We start from the raw sequence: 15,514 nt of genomic DNA, 5'->3' as shown, positions 1-15,514 counted from the left end.
CCAAATTCCCGGTCAATTCTCGGTCTTGCTAGCAGACTTGAGCTGGGCGAAACAGTGCGGTGAAACGAGGGCGGCGAGCCTTTCGTTCCGTCATTCCGGGTTCGTCGCTGTCGCGATGCCCCCGGAATGACGAGACATTTGAGAGTTCATTCCATGTCCAAAAGCCTAATCGACCTCATTTCGATCCTCGACCTCGAGCAGCTCGAGGTGAACCTGTTCCGCGGCAACAGTCCGAAGACGAGCTGGCAGCGGGTGTTCGGCGGTCAGGTGATCGGGCAGGCGATGGTCGCGGCCTGCCGCACCGTCGAGGGGCGCTTGCCGCATTCACTGCATTGTTATTTCATCCTGCCGGGTGATCCGCAGATTCCGATCATCTACCAGGTCGAACGTCTGCGCGACGGCAAGAGCTATTCGACCCGCCGCGTCACCGCGATCCAGCACGGCAACGCGATCTTCTCGATCATGGTGTCGTTCCATGCCGAGGAAGAGAGCGCGTTCGATCATCAGGACAAGATGCCTGACGTGCCGCCACCGGAGAAGCTCACGGCGGAGGAGGTGGCGAAGCAGCCGATGTTCAAGGAAATGCCGGAGTTCATCCGCCGCTACTACGAATCGGATCGGCCGATCGAGCTGCGTCCGGTCGAGCTCGGCCGCTATTTCGGCCAGAAGATCGACGACGGCCGCATCCATGTCTGGATCAAGACCGCGGCAAAGTTGCCCGACGACCCGGCGCTGCACATGTGCGCGCTCGCCTACGCCTCGGATTTCTCGCTGCTGGATGCGATCATGGCGCGCTATGGCCGCACGCTATTCGACAAGCGCATGATGCCGGCGAGCCTCGATCACGCGATGTGGTTTCACCGCCCGTTCCGCGCCGATGAATGGCTGCTCTATGCCCAGGATTCGCCGAGCGCGCGCGGCGGCCGCGGCCTCACTCGTGGCTCGATCTTCAAGCCCGACGGCACGCTGATCGCCTCCGTCGCGCAGGAAGGCTCCGTGCGCGAACGCAGATCCTGATCGCCCCAGGCGCAACGAATTGCGCCTGGAGCGATTCAAATCATGCTCCGAGCGACCCGCGCGGCGCGAGAACAGTCTGCGACGCGAACCAGTTCATGATCCAGCGATACACCCACGGAATCGGGATGATCAGGCTGCACAGGATCGCAGCGACGATGCCGCGCCAGAGGATGTCGAGACCGCTGCCCTTGAACACGATCTCGCGCCGCGTGCCCTCGATGCTGCGGCAGAACCAGCGCATCTGGGCTGCAGCGACCCAGGCCCAGCCGATGATGGTGATGATGGAAATTGCAAAAAGTAGATTCCAGCCGATATAGGCCCAGATCGAGCCGGTGAAGCTCAAGCCCAGCGGCTGCCCGTTGGAGGCGAGGTTCGCGACCATCCATTTGAGCAGCAGCCAGTAGAGCACGATCTGAACGATGAACAGCAGATTGCTCAGCAGCTGGCTGCCGACCAAGCCGATCGCGATCGCCAGAACGATGAAGCCGAAAAACCAGGGCACCAGCGTCATCGCGCTCCCGGTGAAGCTGAGATTCGGCCGCCCGGGGACCTTCACGCAGGGCACGATCCAGTTCATGTACCAGACGAACAGCCACGGCACCGGGATGATGAGGCACGAGCCGATCACGAGCACGAGCGTGCGCCAGGTGAACTCGAGGATGCCGAAATCGACGGCGAGCGATCCGCCGCCTGCGCCGCCAGCATAGCCACCGCCACCCATCATCGGCGGCCCGCCCGCCGGCATCATCGGCGGTGCACCGCCGCCACCGACCAGGCCGGGGATCTCGGCGGCCTTCTGCCAGCCGGCCATGCCCTCGGTCCACACCAGCGTATCCGGGCGCACGACGCCCTGGGCGACGAGATCGCGGAATTGCCCTTCCGGAAAGGGCCCCTGCTGCTTGCCCTCGGATGCGTAGAACCAACTCGCCATGAAGCGTCCCCTCAAAATACTTATGTACCGCCTGGCCGGCGCGGGTTCACCGCATCCATGCCAAAAATGCATTGTGAAGGATGAACGGTTGCCCTGTACAGAGGCGGCCGTTCACATGACCGCCCTCGGCCAAACGTTTTTCCGCTTCAATCTGCAACTTTTTTGTGCCATTTGCCCGGAAAGATGCCAGATTGACGCAGCGCCGGGGACATACGGCACGGCGCATCCCGGGGAACAGGCCTGACCATGAAACTCGTCGTCGCGATCATCAAACCCTTCAAGCTCGATGAGGTCCGCCAGGCCCTGACGGCGATCGGCGTGCACGGCATGACCGTGACCGAGGTGAAGGGCTATGGCCGGCAGAAGGGCCACACCGAGATCTATCGCGGCGCCGAATATGTCGTGAACTTCCTGCCGAAGCTGCGCATCGAGATCGCGGTCGCCTCCGACATCGCCGACAAGGCCGTCGGTGTGATCACCGCCTCGGCGCGCACCGGGCAAATCGGCGACGGCAAGATCTTCGTGACGCCGATCGACCACGCGCTGCGCATCCGCACCGGCGAAACCGACAGCGACGCGCTCTAGAGTTTTGCTTTGACGCGTTTTCGTTTGCGCGAACCGGGATCCGCTTCGCTCGAAGACGCTCTGATACGTCTTCTTCATCGCACCGGCAAAGACGCCACGGCGTGCGATGTCATGACCATGCTGGGGGAATCGATATGGCGGGATTGTTGCGCCGCGCAGCTGCCATGGCTGCGCCGATCGGACTTGTGTCGATCATGGCTTCGCCGGCAAAGGCCGCCGGCTCCGAGATCAACGCCGCCGACACCGCCTGGATGATCGTCGCCACCGCGCTGGTGCTGATGATGACGATTCCGGGCCTCGCGCTGTTCTACTCCGGCATGGTGCGCAAGAAGAACGTGCTCGCCACCATGGCGCAGAGCCTCGCCGCCGTGGCGCTGATCTCCATTCTCTGGGTCGCGTTCGGCTATTCGCTGTGCTTCGTCGGCGATGGCCCGTGGATCGGTACGCTCGACCGCTGGTTTCTCGCCGGCATGACCATGGACAGCATCAACCCGGCGGCGAAGACCATCCCGGAAGCGCTGTTCATGCTGTACCAGATGACGTTTGCCATCATCACGGTGGCGCTGGTCGCGGGCTCGGTCGCCGACCGGATGCGGTTCTCCGCCTATCTCCTGTTCTCCGTCGCCTGGTTCATCTTCGTCTACATTCCGCTGGCGCATTGGGTGTGGGGCGGCGGCTTCCTCAACAGCATGGGCGTGCTCGACTTCGCCGGCGGACTCGTGGTGCACCTGTCGGCCGGCACCGGTGGCCTCGTTGCGGCGAAGGTGATGGGGCGCCGCCACGGCTACGGCACCGAAAATCTGTCGCCGTTCGACCTGTCCCTCGCGGTGATGGGCACCGGCCTGCTGTGGGTCGGCTGGTTCGGCTTCAACGGCGGCTCGGCGGGCGCGGCCAATTCGCACGCGGTGATGGCGATCATCGCCACCCATCTGGCCGCCTGTGCCGGCGCGCTGACCTGGGGCGCGATCGAATGGTCGACGCGGCGCAAGCCTTCGGTGCTCGGGATGATCTCCGGCGCGGTGGCCGGGCTCGGCACCATTACGCCGGCCTCCGGATTCGTGGCGCCCTGGCACGGCATCGTCATCGGCATCATCGCCGGTGCGGTTTGCTATTGGGCCTGCACCTGGCTGAAGCACCGCTTCAACTATGACGATTCCCTCGACGTGTTCGGCGTCCACGGCATCGGCGGCCTGACCGGGACCCTGCTCGCCGGCGTGTTCGCAACCAGCGCCATCGGCGGCACCGCCGGCCTGTTCGAGGGCCATCCGCAGCAGCTGCTGATCCAGGTCTATGGGGTCGCCGTCACCTTCGTCTGGTCGGCTGGCGTCAGCTTCATCCTGCTCAAGCTGGTCGGCCTGTTCGTGCCCTTGCGCGTATCCCGTGAGCACGAGCTCGAGGGGCTCGACATTTCGCAGCACGGCGAAGCCCTGCAATAGGGGCTTGCACAACACATAAGTATCTGCTTATGTGTTGTCATGATCGAAGCCGACATCTTCAAGGCACTGGCTGACCCGACGCGTCGCAAGGTCTTTGAGAGGCTTGCTGGCGGCAGCTTGAATGCCAGCGCCTTGCGCGACGGTCTGGAGATCAGCCAGCCGGCGATGTCCCAGCATCTCGCGGTGCTGCGGACCGCTGGCCTCGTACGCGAGCAGCGCCAAGGCCGGTTTGTGAATTACGAAGTCGACCCCGACGGAATCGCCTCCATCGCAACATGGCTGGCGCGCTACCGCGCCTATTGGCCGAAGCGGATGGAGGCACTCGCCGACCTCCTGAAGGACATGGATCAATAAGGATCTGGATCAATGAGCGACGCTGTGATGCCCGATCGTGCCGACGAAACCCTCGTGCTGGAATATGAATTTGATGCGCCGCCGGCAAAGGTCTGGCGCGCCGTCACCATTCCGGCCTTGCGCGAGCGCTGGCTGCCGGATTGCGACCTTGCCCGTGCCGAGCCGGAATCATCGATTCCCGGTGAAGAGGTGCGCTACCGGCTGCGCGATTCCGAGCCGCCGTATCGCGAGAGCCACGTCATCTTCCGGATCGAGCCGAGCGAGGACGGCGGCACCCGCTTTCGTATCGTCCAGCAAGCCTGCGTCGATCAGATCAAGCTGCCGCAGGCAGCCAACACCAATTGCTGCCTGATGCGCGCGGCAGCCTAGCACCATAACGACTTCATCACCTGCAGACATGGAGGTCGCCGATGCGCGACATGCTTCAGCTCGTCCCTATGGTCGTCGAACAATCTGCGCGCGGCGAACGATCCTTCGACATCTACTCGCGGCTGCTGCGCGAGCGCATCATCTTCCTGAACGGCGAGGTCAATGACGCGATGTCGGGCCTCGTCTGCGCGCAGCTGCTGTTCCTGGAGGCGGAGAATCCGAGCAGACCGATCAATCTCTACATCAACTCCTACGGCGGCGTGGTCACCAGCGGGCTGGCGATGTACGACACCATGCAATTCATCAAGGCGCCGGTTCATACGCTGTGCATGGGCACCGCGCGCTCCATGGGCTCGTTCCTGCTGATGGCCGGCGAACCCGGCCACCGCGCCGCGCTGCCCAATGCGAGCCTTCACGTGCATCAGCCGCTCGGCGGCTTCCAGGGGCAGGCATCTGACATCCTGATCCATGCCAACGAGATGCAGGAAACCAAGCGGCGCATCACCCGGCTCTACGCGCAGCATTGCGGACGTTCCGAGGAAGAGGTGGAGCGGACCCTGGACCGCGACCACTTCATGACCGCGCGGCAGGGGGTCGAATGGGGATTGATCGACCGGGTCTTTGCGGAACGTGACGCTGCCTAAAAGCCCCAACCCAGCATCGACCGGGATCGACGGCCCTGCGCGTATCCCGGGCAGCTGCCCGGCCGTCCGATAATTCTCGCGGCACGGCGAAGCCCTGCACTAAAGCGCCGGCAGTACGTAATTACCTCACCACTGCCTGACGCATGAGCAACATTGTGTCGGAGGCCTGTCGTGCTTGTGTTTTGAGCAGGCCTGACCATGATTTGGGCGCGACCGAATAGCGCACTGCACCGCAATACCCGTCAAACGCGAAAACCCCCGTCTTCATAGTCCGTTAGGCAACACGCCCGATCTGGCACGGCATTTGATTCTATGGGTCCCGGCTGTGCCCGCGTAGTGAACTTCTCCCTCGTGGCGAACCAGTCGAGAACGCCCGGCCATGTCCGGACCGGGCCCAAGCGGGGATAGGACCCATGAAAATTGTTATGGCGATTATCAAGCCATTCAAGCTGGAAGAAGTCCGTGACGCCCTGACCGCCATCGGCGTTCACGGTCTCACGGTGACGGAAGTCAAGGGATATGGCCGCCAGAAGGGCCATACGGAAATCTATCGCGGTGCCGAATATGCCGTGAGCTTCCTGCCCAAGATCAAGATCGAGGTCGCTGTCGCTTCTGACCAGGTCGACAAGACCATCGACGCCATCACGTCCGCCGCGAAAACCGGACAGATCGGCGACGGCAAGATCTTCGTCATCAACCTCGACCACGCGGTGCGCATCCGCACCGGCGAGGCCGATGCCGCGGCCCTCTGATTTCGCGCTCAACCTTATCCAATCAGGAGTGAATATTATGACGTTCAAGCGTCCCTATGGCGCGGGATTGGCGGCTCTCGCAGTCGGCCTGTTCGCTGCGACCGCAGCCTACGCCGAGCCAACGGTCAACAAGGGAGACAACGCCTGGATGCTGACATCGACAGTGCTGGTGCTGTTGATGACGATCCCCGGCCTCGCGCTGTTCTACGGCGGTCTCGTCCGTTCCAAGAACATGCTCTCCGTCCTGATGCAGGTGTTCTACACCGTCTGCGTCGTCACCGTGATCTGGGCCGTGTACGGCTACAGCCTGGCCTTCACCGGCGGCTCCGACTTCATCGGCGGCTTCTCCAAGGCCTTCATGATGGGCGTCACCACCGACTCGAAGGCCGCGACCTTCTCGGTCGACGCCAACATCTCGGAGCTCATCTACATCTGCTTCCAGATGACCTTCGCGGCGATCACGCCCGCTCTCATCGTCGGCGCCTTCGCCGAGCGCATGAAGTTCTCGGCGATCGCTCTCTTCATCCCGCTCTGGGTCACGCTGATCTACTTCCCGATCGCGCACATGGTCTGGTACTGGCCCGGCCCGGACATGATCCAGGACGCCGCCAAGGCTCTCGCTGCTGCCACTGACGCGGCGGCGAAGACCGCGGCGCAGGCCAAGCTCGATGAGATCAACGCCGACGCCGGCTGGATCTTCAAGAAGGGCGCGATCGACTTCGCCGGCGGCACCGTGGTGCACATCAATGCCGGTATCGCAGGTCTCGTCGGCGCTCTCCTGATCGGCAAGCGCGTCGGTTACGGCAAGGAGCTGATGGCCCCGCACTCGCTGACCATGTCGATGATCGGCGCCTCGCTGCTCTGGGTCGGCTGGTTCGGCTTCAACGCCGGCTCCAACCTCGAAGCCAATGGCGGCGCAGCCCTCGCCATGACCAACTCCTTCGTCGCCACCGCGGCCGCCGCGCTGTCGTGGATGTTCGCGGAGTGGATCATCAAGGGCCATCCGTCGGTGCTCGGCGTCATCTCCGGCGCTGTCGCGGGCCTCGTGGCCGTCACGCCTGCCGCCGGCTTCTCCGGCGTCATGGGCGCGATCGTCCTCGGCCTGGTCGTCGGCGTGGTCTGCCTGTTCTTCTGCACCGTCGTGAAGAACGCGCTCGGCTATGACGACTCCCTGGACGTGTTCGGCGTGCACTGCATCGGCGGTATTGTCGGCGCCCTCGGCACCGGCATCCTCGTCAACCCCGCCCTCGGCGGCGCCGGCATCATCGACTACACCGCGATCCCGCCGAAGGTCGCCGATTACGACTTCGCAGCGCAGATGATGTCCCAGCTCTGGGGCGTCGGCACCACGCTGGTGTGGTCGGGCATCGGTTCGGCGATCCTCTACAAGGTCGTCGACGTGATCGTCGGTCTGCGCACCAATGTCGAGAGCGAGCGTGAAGGCCTCGACATCACCGAGCACACCGAGCGCGCCTACAACATGTAACTCCTCCCGGGCGCGGTCTCCTCAGGAGATCGCGCTCAGAACTACGGTTCGGGCACATACCCGGCAATGCCCTGACCGTCGAGGGGCTCCAGCGCAAGCTGGAGCCCCTTTCTTTTTGCAGGGTTCTTTTGATTTCGCAGCGAAGAAAAGGATTGCCATTCCGCGCCGCCGGCGCAGAAATATCGCCCACAAGAAACAATCATCGGGAGGTCGTCATGCGTTTGGAAGGCGGATGCTATTGCGGCGAAGTGCGCTATGTGGCCGAGGGCGACCCGATGATGCAGGCCCAATGTCATTGCCGCGAGTGCCAGTACATCTCGGGCGGTGCGCCCAACACATTCATCGCGATGCCGGCGGCCGGCTTCAGCTACATCCTGGGGCAACCCAAGCAGTTCACGCGCAAGGATCTCGAACGCCCCGTCACGCGCGAATTCTGCGCCGAATGCGGCACCCATCTGGTGACCAAGGTTCCGGGACTGCCGGCGACGATCGTGAAGGTCGGCACCCTGGACGAACCGGAAAAATTCAAGCCGCAGATGGCGATCTACACCTGCGACATGCAAGAGTTCCACGCGATCCCCGCGGGCATGAAGACATTCGAGAAGCTGCCGGGGCGCTGAAGCCGCGATGAGGGTGCGCTCTCTCCCCCGCTTGCTTGCGGGGGAGGTTAGAGCCGCTCCGCATCCCGTTGTTATCCGGCCTCAATATTCCTGCTCTGGACGGAGGCGGCGGCCGATGGTTAATCGCGTCTTAACCTCGCCCTATCTATGGTGAACTGAACCGCTTCCCGCCGGCGCCGTGGTGCGACCGGCCGTTCCAAGAGTACTGGCGCCCAGAATGGTCATGACCGCTTCATCCCGCGCGCCGCAGGCCGGTGGAAGCTCCAGCAACGAACGCTCGCCCTTCGTCCGGCTGAACGAGCTGCTGGCGCCGCATCAGCCCGGCAAGCCCTTGATTTCGCTCGCGGTCGGCGAACCGCAGCATCCCGTGCCGGATTTCGTCGGCCCGGTGCTGGCCAAGCACATCGCCGAATTCGGCCGTTACCCGATGAACCAGGGCACCGACCCGTTCCGCCAGGCAGCAAGCGCCTGGCTGTCGTCGCGCTTCAAGCTGCCGCGCCCGCTCGACCCCCGAAGCGAGATTCTCGTCCTCAATGGCAGCCGCGAGGGGCTGTTCCTCGCCGCGATGGCGGCGGCGCGCTATGTCGGCCCGCGCGCCGGCAAGCCCGCCATCCTGATGCCGAACCCGTTCTATCCGGTCTATGGCGCCGGCGCCTTAGCTGCAGCCTGCGAGCCGGTCTATCTGCCGACCACGATCGAAAACGGCTTCCTGCCCGATCTCGACACCATCGACGAGGCGACGCTGGCGCGCACCGTGGCGTTCTATCTGGCCTCGCCTGCCAATCCGCAGGGCTCGGTCGCCTCGCGCGATTACTTCACGCGCCTGAAGCGCCTTGCCGATCGCTACGGCTTCATGATCCTCAGCGACGAGTGCTATTCGGAGATCTACACCCGCGAAGCCCCGGGCAGCGCGCTCGAATGTGCCGGCCCTGATTTCACCCGCGTGGCCGCGTTCCAGTCATTGTCGAAGCGCTCGAACCTGCCGGGCCTGCGCGTCGGCTTCGCCGCCGGCGACAAGACATTCATCGGCATGTTCCTGGAGCTGCGCAACATCGCAGCGCCGCAGGTGCCGGTGCCGCTCCAGCATGTCGCGACCTTCGCCTACGGCGACGAAGCCCATGTCGAGGAGAACCGCAGGCTCTACCGGATCAAGTTCGATCTCGCCGACCAGATCATCGGCAACCGTTACGGCTATCGCCGGCCCGATGCCGGCTTCTGCGTCTGGCTCAACACGTCCGGAATCGGCGACGACGTGTCCGTGACGCTCAAGCTTTTCAGGGAAGCCGGCGTGCGCGTGGTGCCCGGCAGCTTCCTGGCGCGGCAGCAGCCTGACGGTTTCAATCCCGGCGCGGGCTATATTCGCCTCGCGCTGGTGCAGGATGGTGAGACCACGGCGCAAGCATTGCATCGCCTGGTCGAGACTCTGGGTTAGGCGGGGCCCATGAGCATGTCGGCAATTGAACGTGTCATTCCACTGGTCGGTCATCTGCCGCCATCGATCCGCGAGAGTCTGGCGCGGCGCATGCGCGAGCTCACCGGCCTCGGCCTGATCGCGCTGGCGGGCCTCGCCTCGGCCGCGCTGATGACCTGGTCGGTGCAGGATCCCAGCCTCAGCCACGCCACCTCGCGGCCGATCCGCAACATCCTCGGCTATGCCGGCGCGATCGGTGCCGATCTGGCGATGCAGATCCTCGGGCTCGGCGCGATCATGCTGGTCCTGACCGTCGCGGTCTGGGGCTGGCGCATGATGACGCATCGCCTGTTCGACCGCGAAGCGTTGCGGCTCGGCTCCTGGGTTCTCTGCACGGTCATCGCGGCGGGCTTCGTCAGCTGCTGGCCGCATGGCGGCGCATGGCCGCTGCCAACCGGCCTCGGCGGCGTGGTCGGCGACGCCCTGGTGCGCGCGCCCGCAGTGATTTTCGGACCCGCCGGCACGATCTACCGCATCGTGCTGGGCACGATCCTGTTCGCCGCAATGGCCGCGACCTTCCTGATCGCCTGCGGTCTTGGCGCCCGAGAGCGTGACGACGAGCTCACGGAGATCGAGGATGACGACAAGCCGCTCGACGAAGACGATGAGAACGATCGAGGCTCGGTGTCGCTGGGCTGGTTGTTCCATGCGCTGATGAGCACGAAGGCGCGGCTGATCTGGCTGTGTGGTGCCGCCTACCGTTCGCTGGTCTCGAGCGGACCGAAGACCAAGGCCGTGGCGTTCAGCCGTCAGGAGCCGAATCTCGGCGGCGGCCGTGCCGCGCCCTCGATCTCACCGCAGCCCGAAGACGAGGACTACGAGGACCAGCACGAAGAAGACGAGGAAGAAGAGGAAGAGGAGCCCGTCGCGCGCGCCCCGCGCAAGAAGGCTGCGCCGAAGGCTCCTGCCAAGAAATCCTCCGACAAGTTCGATCTTCCCTCCGTCTCCATGCTGGCCGCGCCGAAGGCCGGCGATCGCCAGCCGCTCAGCAAGGCCGAGCTCGAAGCCAATTCGCGTTCGCTCGAAGGGGTGCTGCAGGATTTCGGCGTGCGCGGCGAGATCGTGAAAGCCAATCCGGGCCCCGTCGTCACGCTGTACGAGCTGGAGCCCGCGCCCGGCATCAAATCGTCGCGCGTGATCGGACTTGCCGACGACATCGCCCGCTCGATGAGCGCGCTGTCGGCTCGCGTCGCCGTCGTGCCGGGCCGCAACGCCATCGGCATCGAGCTGCCGAACGCGCATCGCGAAAAGGTCTATTTGCGCGAATTGCTGGTCGCCAAGGAAGCGACAGAGACGGTGGCGAAGCTGCCGCTGTGCCTCGGCAAGACCATCGGCGGCGATCCCGTCATCATCGACCTCGCGCGCACGCCGCACATGCTGATCGCCGGCACCACCGGCTCCGGCAAATCGGTCGCCATCAACACCATGATCCTCAGCCTGGTCTACCGGCTGCGCCCGGACCAGTGCCGCCTGATCATGGTCGATCCGAAGATGCTCGAACTCTCCGTCTATGACGGCATTCCCCATCTGCTCACGCCCGTCGTGACCGACCCTAAGAAGGCGGTGGTCGCGCTGAAATGGGCCGTGCGCGAGATGGAAGAGCGCTACAAGAACATGGCCAAGCTCGGTGTGCGCAACATCGACGGCTACAACACGCGCCTGCTGGAATTGAAGGCCAAGGGCGAGGAGCCGACGCGCACGGTGCATACCGGCTTCGACAAGGAGACCGGCAAGGCGATCTACGAGGAAGAGAAGCTCTCGCTCGACCCGCTGCCCTACATCGTCATCATCGTCGACGAAATGGCCGACCTGATGATGGTCGCCGGCAAGGACATCGAAGGCGCGGTGCAGCGTCTCGCGCAGATGGCGCGCGCCGCCGGCCTGCACGTGATCCTGGCGACGCAGCGTCCGTCGGTCGACGTCATCACCGGCACCATCAAGGCGAACTTCCCGACCCGCATCGCCTTCCAGGTCACGTCCAAGATCGACAGCCGCACCATTCTGGGCGAGATGGGCGCCGAGCAACTGCTCGGCCAGGGCGACATGCTCTACATGGCCGGCGGCGGCCGCATCAGCCGCGTGCACGGACCGTTCGCGTCCGACGAGGAAGTCGAGAAGGTGGTGCGTCACCTCAAGACGCAGGGACAACCGGAATATCTCGAGGCGGTGACCGCCGAAGAGCCGAGCGAGGACGAGGACGGCGGAGCCGTGTTCGACGCCAGCGGCATGGGCGCGGACGGCGGTGGCGATCTCTTCCAGCAGGCCGTTGCGATCGTGAAACGCGACCGCAAGGCCTCGACCAGCTATATCCAGCGCCGCCTGCAAATCGGCTATAACCGCGCCGCATCGCTGATGGAGCGCATGGAACTGGAAGGCATCGTCGGACCCGCCAATCACGCCGGCAAGCGCGAGATTCTGGTCGAGGAAGAAGACAGCCATATGTGAGGCGCGGAGCCTCGAGACATCATTTCACGCAAAATCGATATCTGCTTTTGCCCGAAATCACGCTAAAAGGCGCCCAGCCACGTTAGGACGACGCGTTGATCAGACATCCGGACATTCGATTCGCTGCCACCATCGCTGCGCGAGGCGCGCGCGTGGCCGGCGTGCTGCTCGTCACTGCCGCGATGGTGACTGCGACGTCGCTCGCGCAGTCCGTGCCTGTGCCGAAGCCCGCGCCGAAGGGCCGTGATGCTCAATCCGGAGGCGGTGGGCCCGCTGTCACCGGCGCGACGCAGACGCCGCCGACTCCGGTGATTCCGGATCCGCGCCGCAACGTGCCGAGCAGCATCTTCCAGACCTTCGATGCCAACCAGAAGGCGCAGGCGGCCAAGGTCAGCGCCTATCTCTCGTCGCTGCAGACGCTGGTTGGAAACTTCGTCCAGGTCGGCCCCGACGGCAGCAAGACGCAGGGCGATTTCTACATCCAGAAGCCGGGCAAGGTGCGTTTCGAATATGATGCGCCAAGCCCGATCGACATCGTCGCCGACGGATCGTCATTGGTGGTGCGCGACCGCAAGCTTGCGACCCAGGATGTCTATCCGCTGTCGCAGACGCCGTTGCGCTTCCTCTTGTCCGACCGCATCGACCTGATGAAGGACACCAACGTCGTCAACGTCTCGGCCGACGACGTCTTCGTCAGCGTCACCATCGAGGAGAAGCAGGCGCTGGTCGGCACCAGCCGCTTGCTGCTGATGTTCGGCGCCAAGGACGGCCAGCTGAAGCAGTGGACCGTCACCGACCCGCAGGGCTACGACACCACGATCGCGGTCTACAATCTGGATTCGAGCAAGAAGCTCGATCCCGGCATGTTCAAGATCGATTTCACCAATTACGGCCCTGCGCCGGGTTGAACTCCCGTGTCCCGGACCAGCGCAGCGAAGCGGAGCGCAGAGCCGGGACCTAGAATGCCGCAAGATGGGCCCCGGCTCTGCAGCGCGTCACTTCGTGCCGCGCAGCGTCCGGGGCACGCAATCGGACCGAGCGTTTGCTTCCAACTCCAAAAACGCGGTGGGCACGGCGCTTTGCGCCTTTGCCCGCCCTACGAGAGCTTGCTAAGACGCATCCCTCATGCGTTTTTCCCTGACAACCTGGAACATCAATTCGGTGCGGCTGCGCATCGACCTGGTCGCGAAATTCCTCAAGAGCGCGCGCCCCGACGTGCTGTGCCTGCAGGAGACCAAGTGCATCGACGACGCCTTTCCGCTGAAGCGTTTCAAGCGGCTCGGCTATGAGCACGTCGCACTGAACGGGCAGAAGGGCTATCACGGCGTTGCCATCGTCTCGAAGATTCCGTTCGAGTCCACGGACATCCGCACCTTCTGCGACAAGGTGGATTCGCGCCACATCTCCGTATCGTTCGGCGAGAAGGCCAATATCGCAAAGCCACTGGTGCTGCATAATTTCTACGTGCCCGCCGGCGGCGACATTCCCGATCCCGCGGTGAACGAGAAGTTCGACCACAAGCTTCGCTTCCTCGACGAGATGAAGGCGTGCGAGCCGCTGCATCCGCGTGGGCAGGATCGCCACATCCTGGTCGGCGATCTCAACGTCGCCCCGCACGAGAACGACGTGTGGTCGCACAAGCAGCTTCTGAAGGTGGTCTCGCATACGCCTGTCGAAACCGAGAAGCTCAAGGCGGCGCTCGAAGCCGGCGAATGGGTCGATGTCGCACGCGACCGCATTCCGCTGTCGGAGAAGGTCTATACGTGGTGGAGCTACCGCTCCCCCGACTGGACCGTCGGCGATCGCGGCCGCAGGCTCGACCACATCTGGGTTTCGCGCGCGCTGAAGGATGCGGTCAGCGATTTTAGGATTTTGCGCGACGCGCGGAGCTGGGAGCGGCCGTCGGACCATGTGCCCGTGACGGTGACGCTGGAGGTGTGAGCCACCTTTGTCATTCCGGGTTCGCGCTACGCTCGCCCCGGAATGACGAGTGGAGATAGCTACGACGTCAGCTTCGCGCCCGCCATCAATATATCGCTTGCGATCTGGCTGGAGCGGACCGCAAATTCGTCGCGCAGGCGCACGGCGGCGGCAGGGTCGCTTTCGAGCACGCGCTGGAACAGGCTGCGGGCGACGCGGATGACGGAGGAGTGCTCCAGCGCGATCGCGCTCGATGGGCGTTTCATCGGCACCACCAGCGCGAGCTCGCCGATCAACGCGCCGGGACCGGCGATCATTTCGGCGCCGGCGCCGTCCTCGACCCGGAAGGCGCCGCGCTGGACCACGAAGCCGGCATCGGCATCGTCGCCGAGATTGAACAGGGTGTCGCCGCGGACGAAGTCGCGCTGCTCGGAGCCGATCGCCAGCATGCGCAACGAGGCGTCTCCCAACAGGCGCAGTGTCGGGACTCGCTCGAGAAGCGCTACGTCGTCGTCGATTGACATTCAGATCCGAGGCTCAAGGGCATGCGATCTAAAACGATTCGCACGCCCTTCGAGCGTATCACGGCACCAGCTTGTAGCCACCGGCTTCCGTGACCAGGATTTCCGGGTTGGCGGCGTCCTTCTCGATCTTCTGGCGCAGGCGGTAGATGTGGGTTTCCAGCGTGTGGGTGGTGACGCCGGAATTATAGCCCCAGACCTCCTGGAGCAGAGTTTCGCGCGAGACCGGCATCTGGCCGGCCCGGTAGAGGAAGCGGAGGATGGCGGTTTCCTTCTCCGTCAGCCGCACCTTGCGCGCATTGGCCGCGGTGAGCATTTTCGAGCCGGGACGGAAGGAGTAGGGGCCGACCGAGAACACCGCGTCCTCGCTGGCCTCGTGCTGGCGGAGCTGGGCGCGAATGCGGGCCAGCAGAACGGCGAAGCGGAAGGGCTTGGCTACATAGTCGTTGGCGCCGGATTCCAGCCCCAAAATCGTATCGGAATCGGTGTCGTGCCCGGTCAGCATGATGATCGGGGCCTTGAAGCCGCCCTTGCGCAAGGAGCGGACCACCTCACGGCCGTCGGTGTCGGGCAGGCCGACATCCATCAGAACGAGATCGGGGGCATTGGCCTTGGCGGCGCTCGCGCCCTTGGCGCCGGTATCGACGGCGGAGGCTTCGAACTCTTCGTGTAGCGATAATTGCTCCACCAACGTATCGCGCAGATCGGTATCGTCATCCACGATCAGGATCTTGCGGGCATTGGCCATAGGGGGTCATCCTTTTGGGGTCCGGCTCGGCGCGCATCCATGCCGCACTCAGCCGTGAGGGGAAGTTTAGGGGTCGCTGTTGTTATTGTTATTCGTGTTGAAGTAGTGGGCTGTCACCGATTCACAAGCCAGAACCACTCTAACCCAGAATAGCAGGGCGTTTTGATGAATGTCCTGTAATGAATTCGACATTGCACGTTCACATGAAAAATAGA

16 protein-coding genes are annotated in these 15,514 nt (G+C 63.9%); 13 read left to right on the top strand and 3 right to left on the bottom strand.

Annotated elements, in window-relative coordinates; genetic code table 11:
• Positions 1–153 precede the first annotated feature (153 nt).
• A complete protein-coding gene (gene tesB / locus UNPA324_RS06325; protein WP_141934054.1) occupies positions 154–1,017 on the top strand; it encodes an acyl-CoA thioesterase II in 864 nt (287 codons plus the stop codon).
• Positions 1,018–1,057: 40 nt separating this feature from the next.
• On the opposite strand, the gene UNPA324_RS06320 is transcribed toward tesB, so the two are convergent.
• The gene (locus UNPA324_RS06320) at positions 1,058–1,948 is read right to left on the bottom strand and encodes a DUF4339 domain-containing protein (RefSeq protein WP_141934052.1); all 891 of its coding nucleotides are present in this window, start codon (positions 1,946–1,948) and stop codon (positions 1,058–1,060) included.
• A 246-nt stretch (positions 1,949–2,194) separates the two neighbouring features.
• Between UNPA324_RS06320 and UNPA324_RS06315 the strand changes: the two genes are divergently transcribed.
• From UNPA324_RS06315 to xth, 12 genes are all read left to right on the top strand, one after another.
• The gene (locus tag UNPA324_RS06315; protein WP_027535359.1) at positions 2,195–2,533 is read left to right on the top strand and encodes a P-II family nitrogen regulator; all 339 of its coding nucleotides are present in this window, start codon (positions 2,195–2,197) and stop codon (positions 2,531–2,533) included.
• 134 nt (positions 2,534–2,667) lie between these two features.
• The gene (locus UNPA324_RS06310) at positions 2,668–3,969 is read left to right on the top strand and encodes an ammonium transporter (RefSeq protein WP_128921074.1); all 1,302 of its coding nucleotides are present in this window, start codon (positions 2,668–2,670) and stop codon (positions 3,967–3,969) included.
• Positions 3,970–4,008: 39 nt separating this feature from the next.
• The gene (locus UNPA324_RS06305) at positions 4,009–4,323 is read left to right on the top strand and encodes an ArsR/SmtB family transcription factor (protein ID WP_128921075.1); all 315 of its coding nucleotides are present in this window, start codon (positions 4,009–4,011) and stop codon (positions 4,321–4,323) included.
• Between the two features lie 12 nt (positions 4,324–4,335).
• On the top strand, positions 4,336–4,692 hold the full coding sequence (locus UNPA324_RS06300) for an SRPBCC family protein (protein WP_141934050.1): 357 nt from the start codon (positions 4,336–4,338) through the stop codon (positions 4,690–4,692).
• 41 nt (positions 4,693–4,733) lie between these two features.
• Positions 4,734–5,336 carry an ATP-dependent Clp protease proteolytic subunit gene (locus UNPA324_RS06295; RefSeq protein ID WP_128921077.1) on the top strand — a complete coding sequence of 201 codons (603 nt, stop codon included), beginning with the start codon at positions 4,734–4,736 and terminating at the stop codon, positions 5,334–5,336.
• 413 nt (positions 5,337–5,749) lie between these two features.
• Positions 5,750–6,088: a P-II family nitrogen regulator gene (locus UNPA324_RS06290; RefSeq protein ID WP_008142813.1), complete on the top strand. Its 339-nt coding sequence runs from the start codon at positions 5,750–5,752 to the stop codon at positions 6,086–6,088.
• A gap of 37 nt (positions 6,089–6,125) precedes the next feature.
• Positions 6,126–7,574: an ammonium transporter gene (locus tag UNPA324_RS06285; RefSeq protein WP_128921078.1), complete on the top strand. Its 1,449-nt coding sequence runs from the start codon at positions 6,126–6,128 to the stop codon at positions 7,572–7,574.
• Positions 7,575–7,789: 215 nt separating this feature from the next.
• Positions 7,790–8,194 (top strand): GFA family protein, encoded by a 405-nt coding sequence (locus tag UNPA324_RS06280; RefSeq protein ID WP_141934048.1) that lies wholly within the window; start codon positions 7,790–7,792, stop codon positions 8,192–8,194.
• Between the two features lie 217 nt (positions 8,195–8,411).
• Complete coding sequence (locus tag UNPA324_RS06275) at positions 8,412–9,626, top strand: aminotransferase class I/II-fold pyridoxal phosphate-dependent enzyme (protein WP_181769308.1); 1,215 nt, start codon at positions 8,412–8,414, stop codon at positions 9,624–9,626.
• A gap of 9 nt (positions 9,627–9,635) precedes the next feature.
• Positions 9,636–12,110: a DNA translocase FtsK gene (locus UNPA324_RS06270; protein WP_141934045.1), complete on the top strand. Its 2,475-nt coding sequence runs from the start codon at positions 9,636–9,638 to the stop codon at positions 12,108–12,110.
• Between the two features lie 152 nt (positions 12,111–12,262).
• Positions 12,263–13,018 (top strand): outer membrane lipoprotein carrier protein LolA, encoded by a 756-nt coding sequence (locus tag UNPA324_RS06265; RefSeq protein WP_128921230.1) that lies wholly within the window; start codon positions 12,263–12,265, stop codon positions 13,016–13,018.
• A 217-nt stretch (positions 13,019–13,235) separates the two neighbouring features.
• Positions 13,236–14,051: an exodeoxyribonuclease III gene (gene xth, locus UNPA324_RS06260; protein WP_141934043.1), complete on the top strand. Its 816-nt coding sequence runs from the start codon at positions 13,236–13,238 to the stop codon at positions 14,049–14,051.
• Between the two features lie 59 nt (positions 14,052–14,110).
• On the opposite strand, the gene UNPA324_RS06255 is transcribed toward xth, so the two are convergent.
• Positions 14,111–14,554, bottom strand: coding sequence for a cyclic nucleotide-binding domain-containing protein (locus tag UNPA324_RS06255; RefSeq protein ID WP_028133428.1), 444 nt, complete (start codon positions 14,552–14,554; stop codon positions 14,111–14,113).
• Positions 14,555–14,612: 58 nt separating this feature from the next.
• On the bottom strand, positions 14,613–15,299 hold the full coding sequence (locus UNPA324_RS06250) for a response regulator transcription factor (protein WP_007598630.1): 687 nt from the start codon (positions 15,297–15,299) through the stop codon (positions 14,613–14,615).
• Positions 15,300–15,514: the final 215 nt, after the last annotated feature.

Origin of the sequence: Bradyrhizobium sp. UNPA324 (genome assembly GCF_006658635.1) — a bacterium.
Classification (GTDB): Bacteria; Pseudomonadota; Alphaproteobacteria; order Rhizobiales; family Xanthobacteraceae; genus Bradyrhizobium; species Bradyrhizobium nanningense.
The sequence above is the reverse complement of the archived record's forward strand: the minus strand, read 5'-3'. Positions and strand labels throughout refer to the sequence as shown.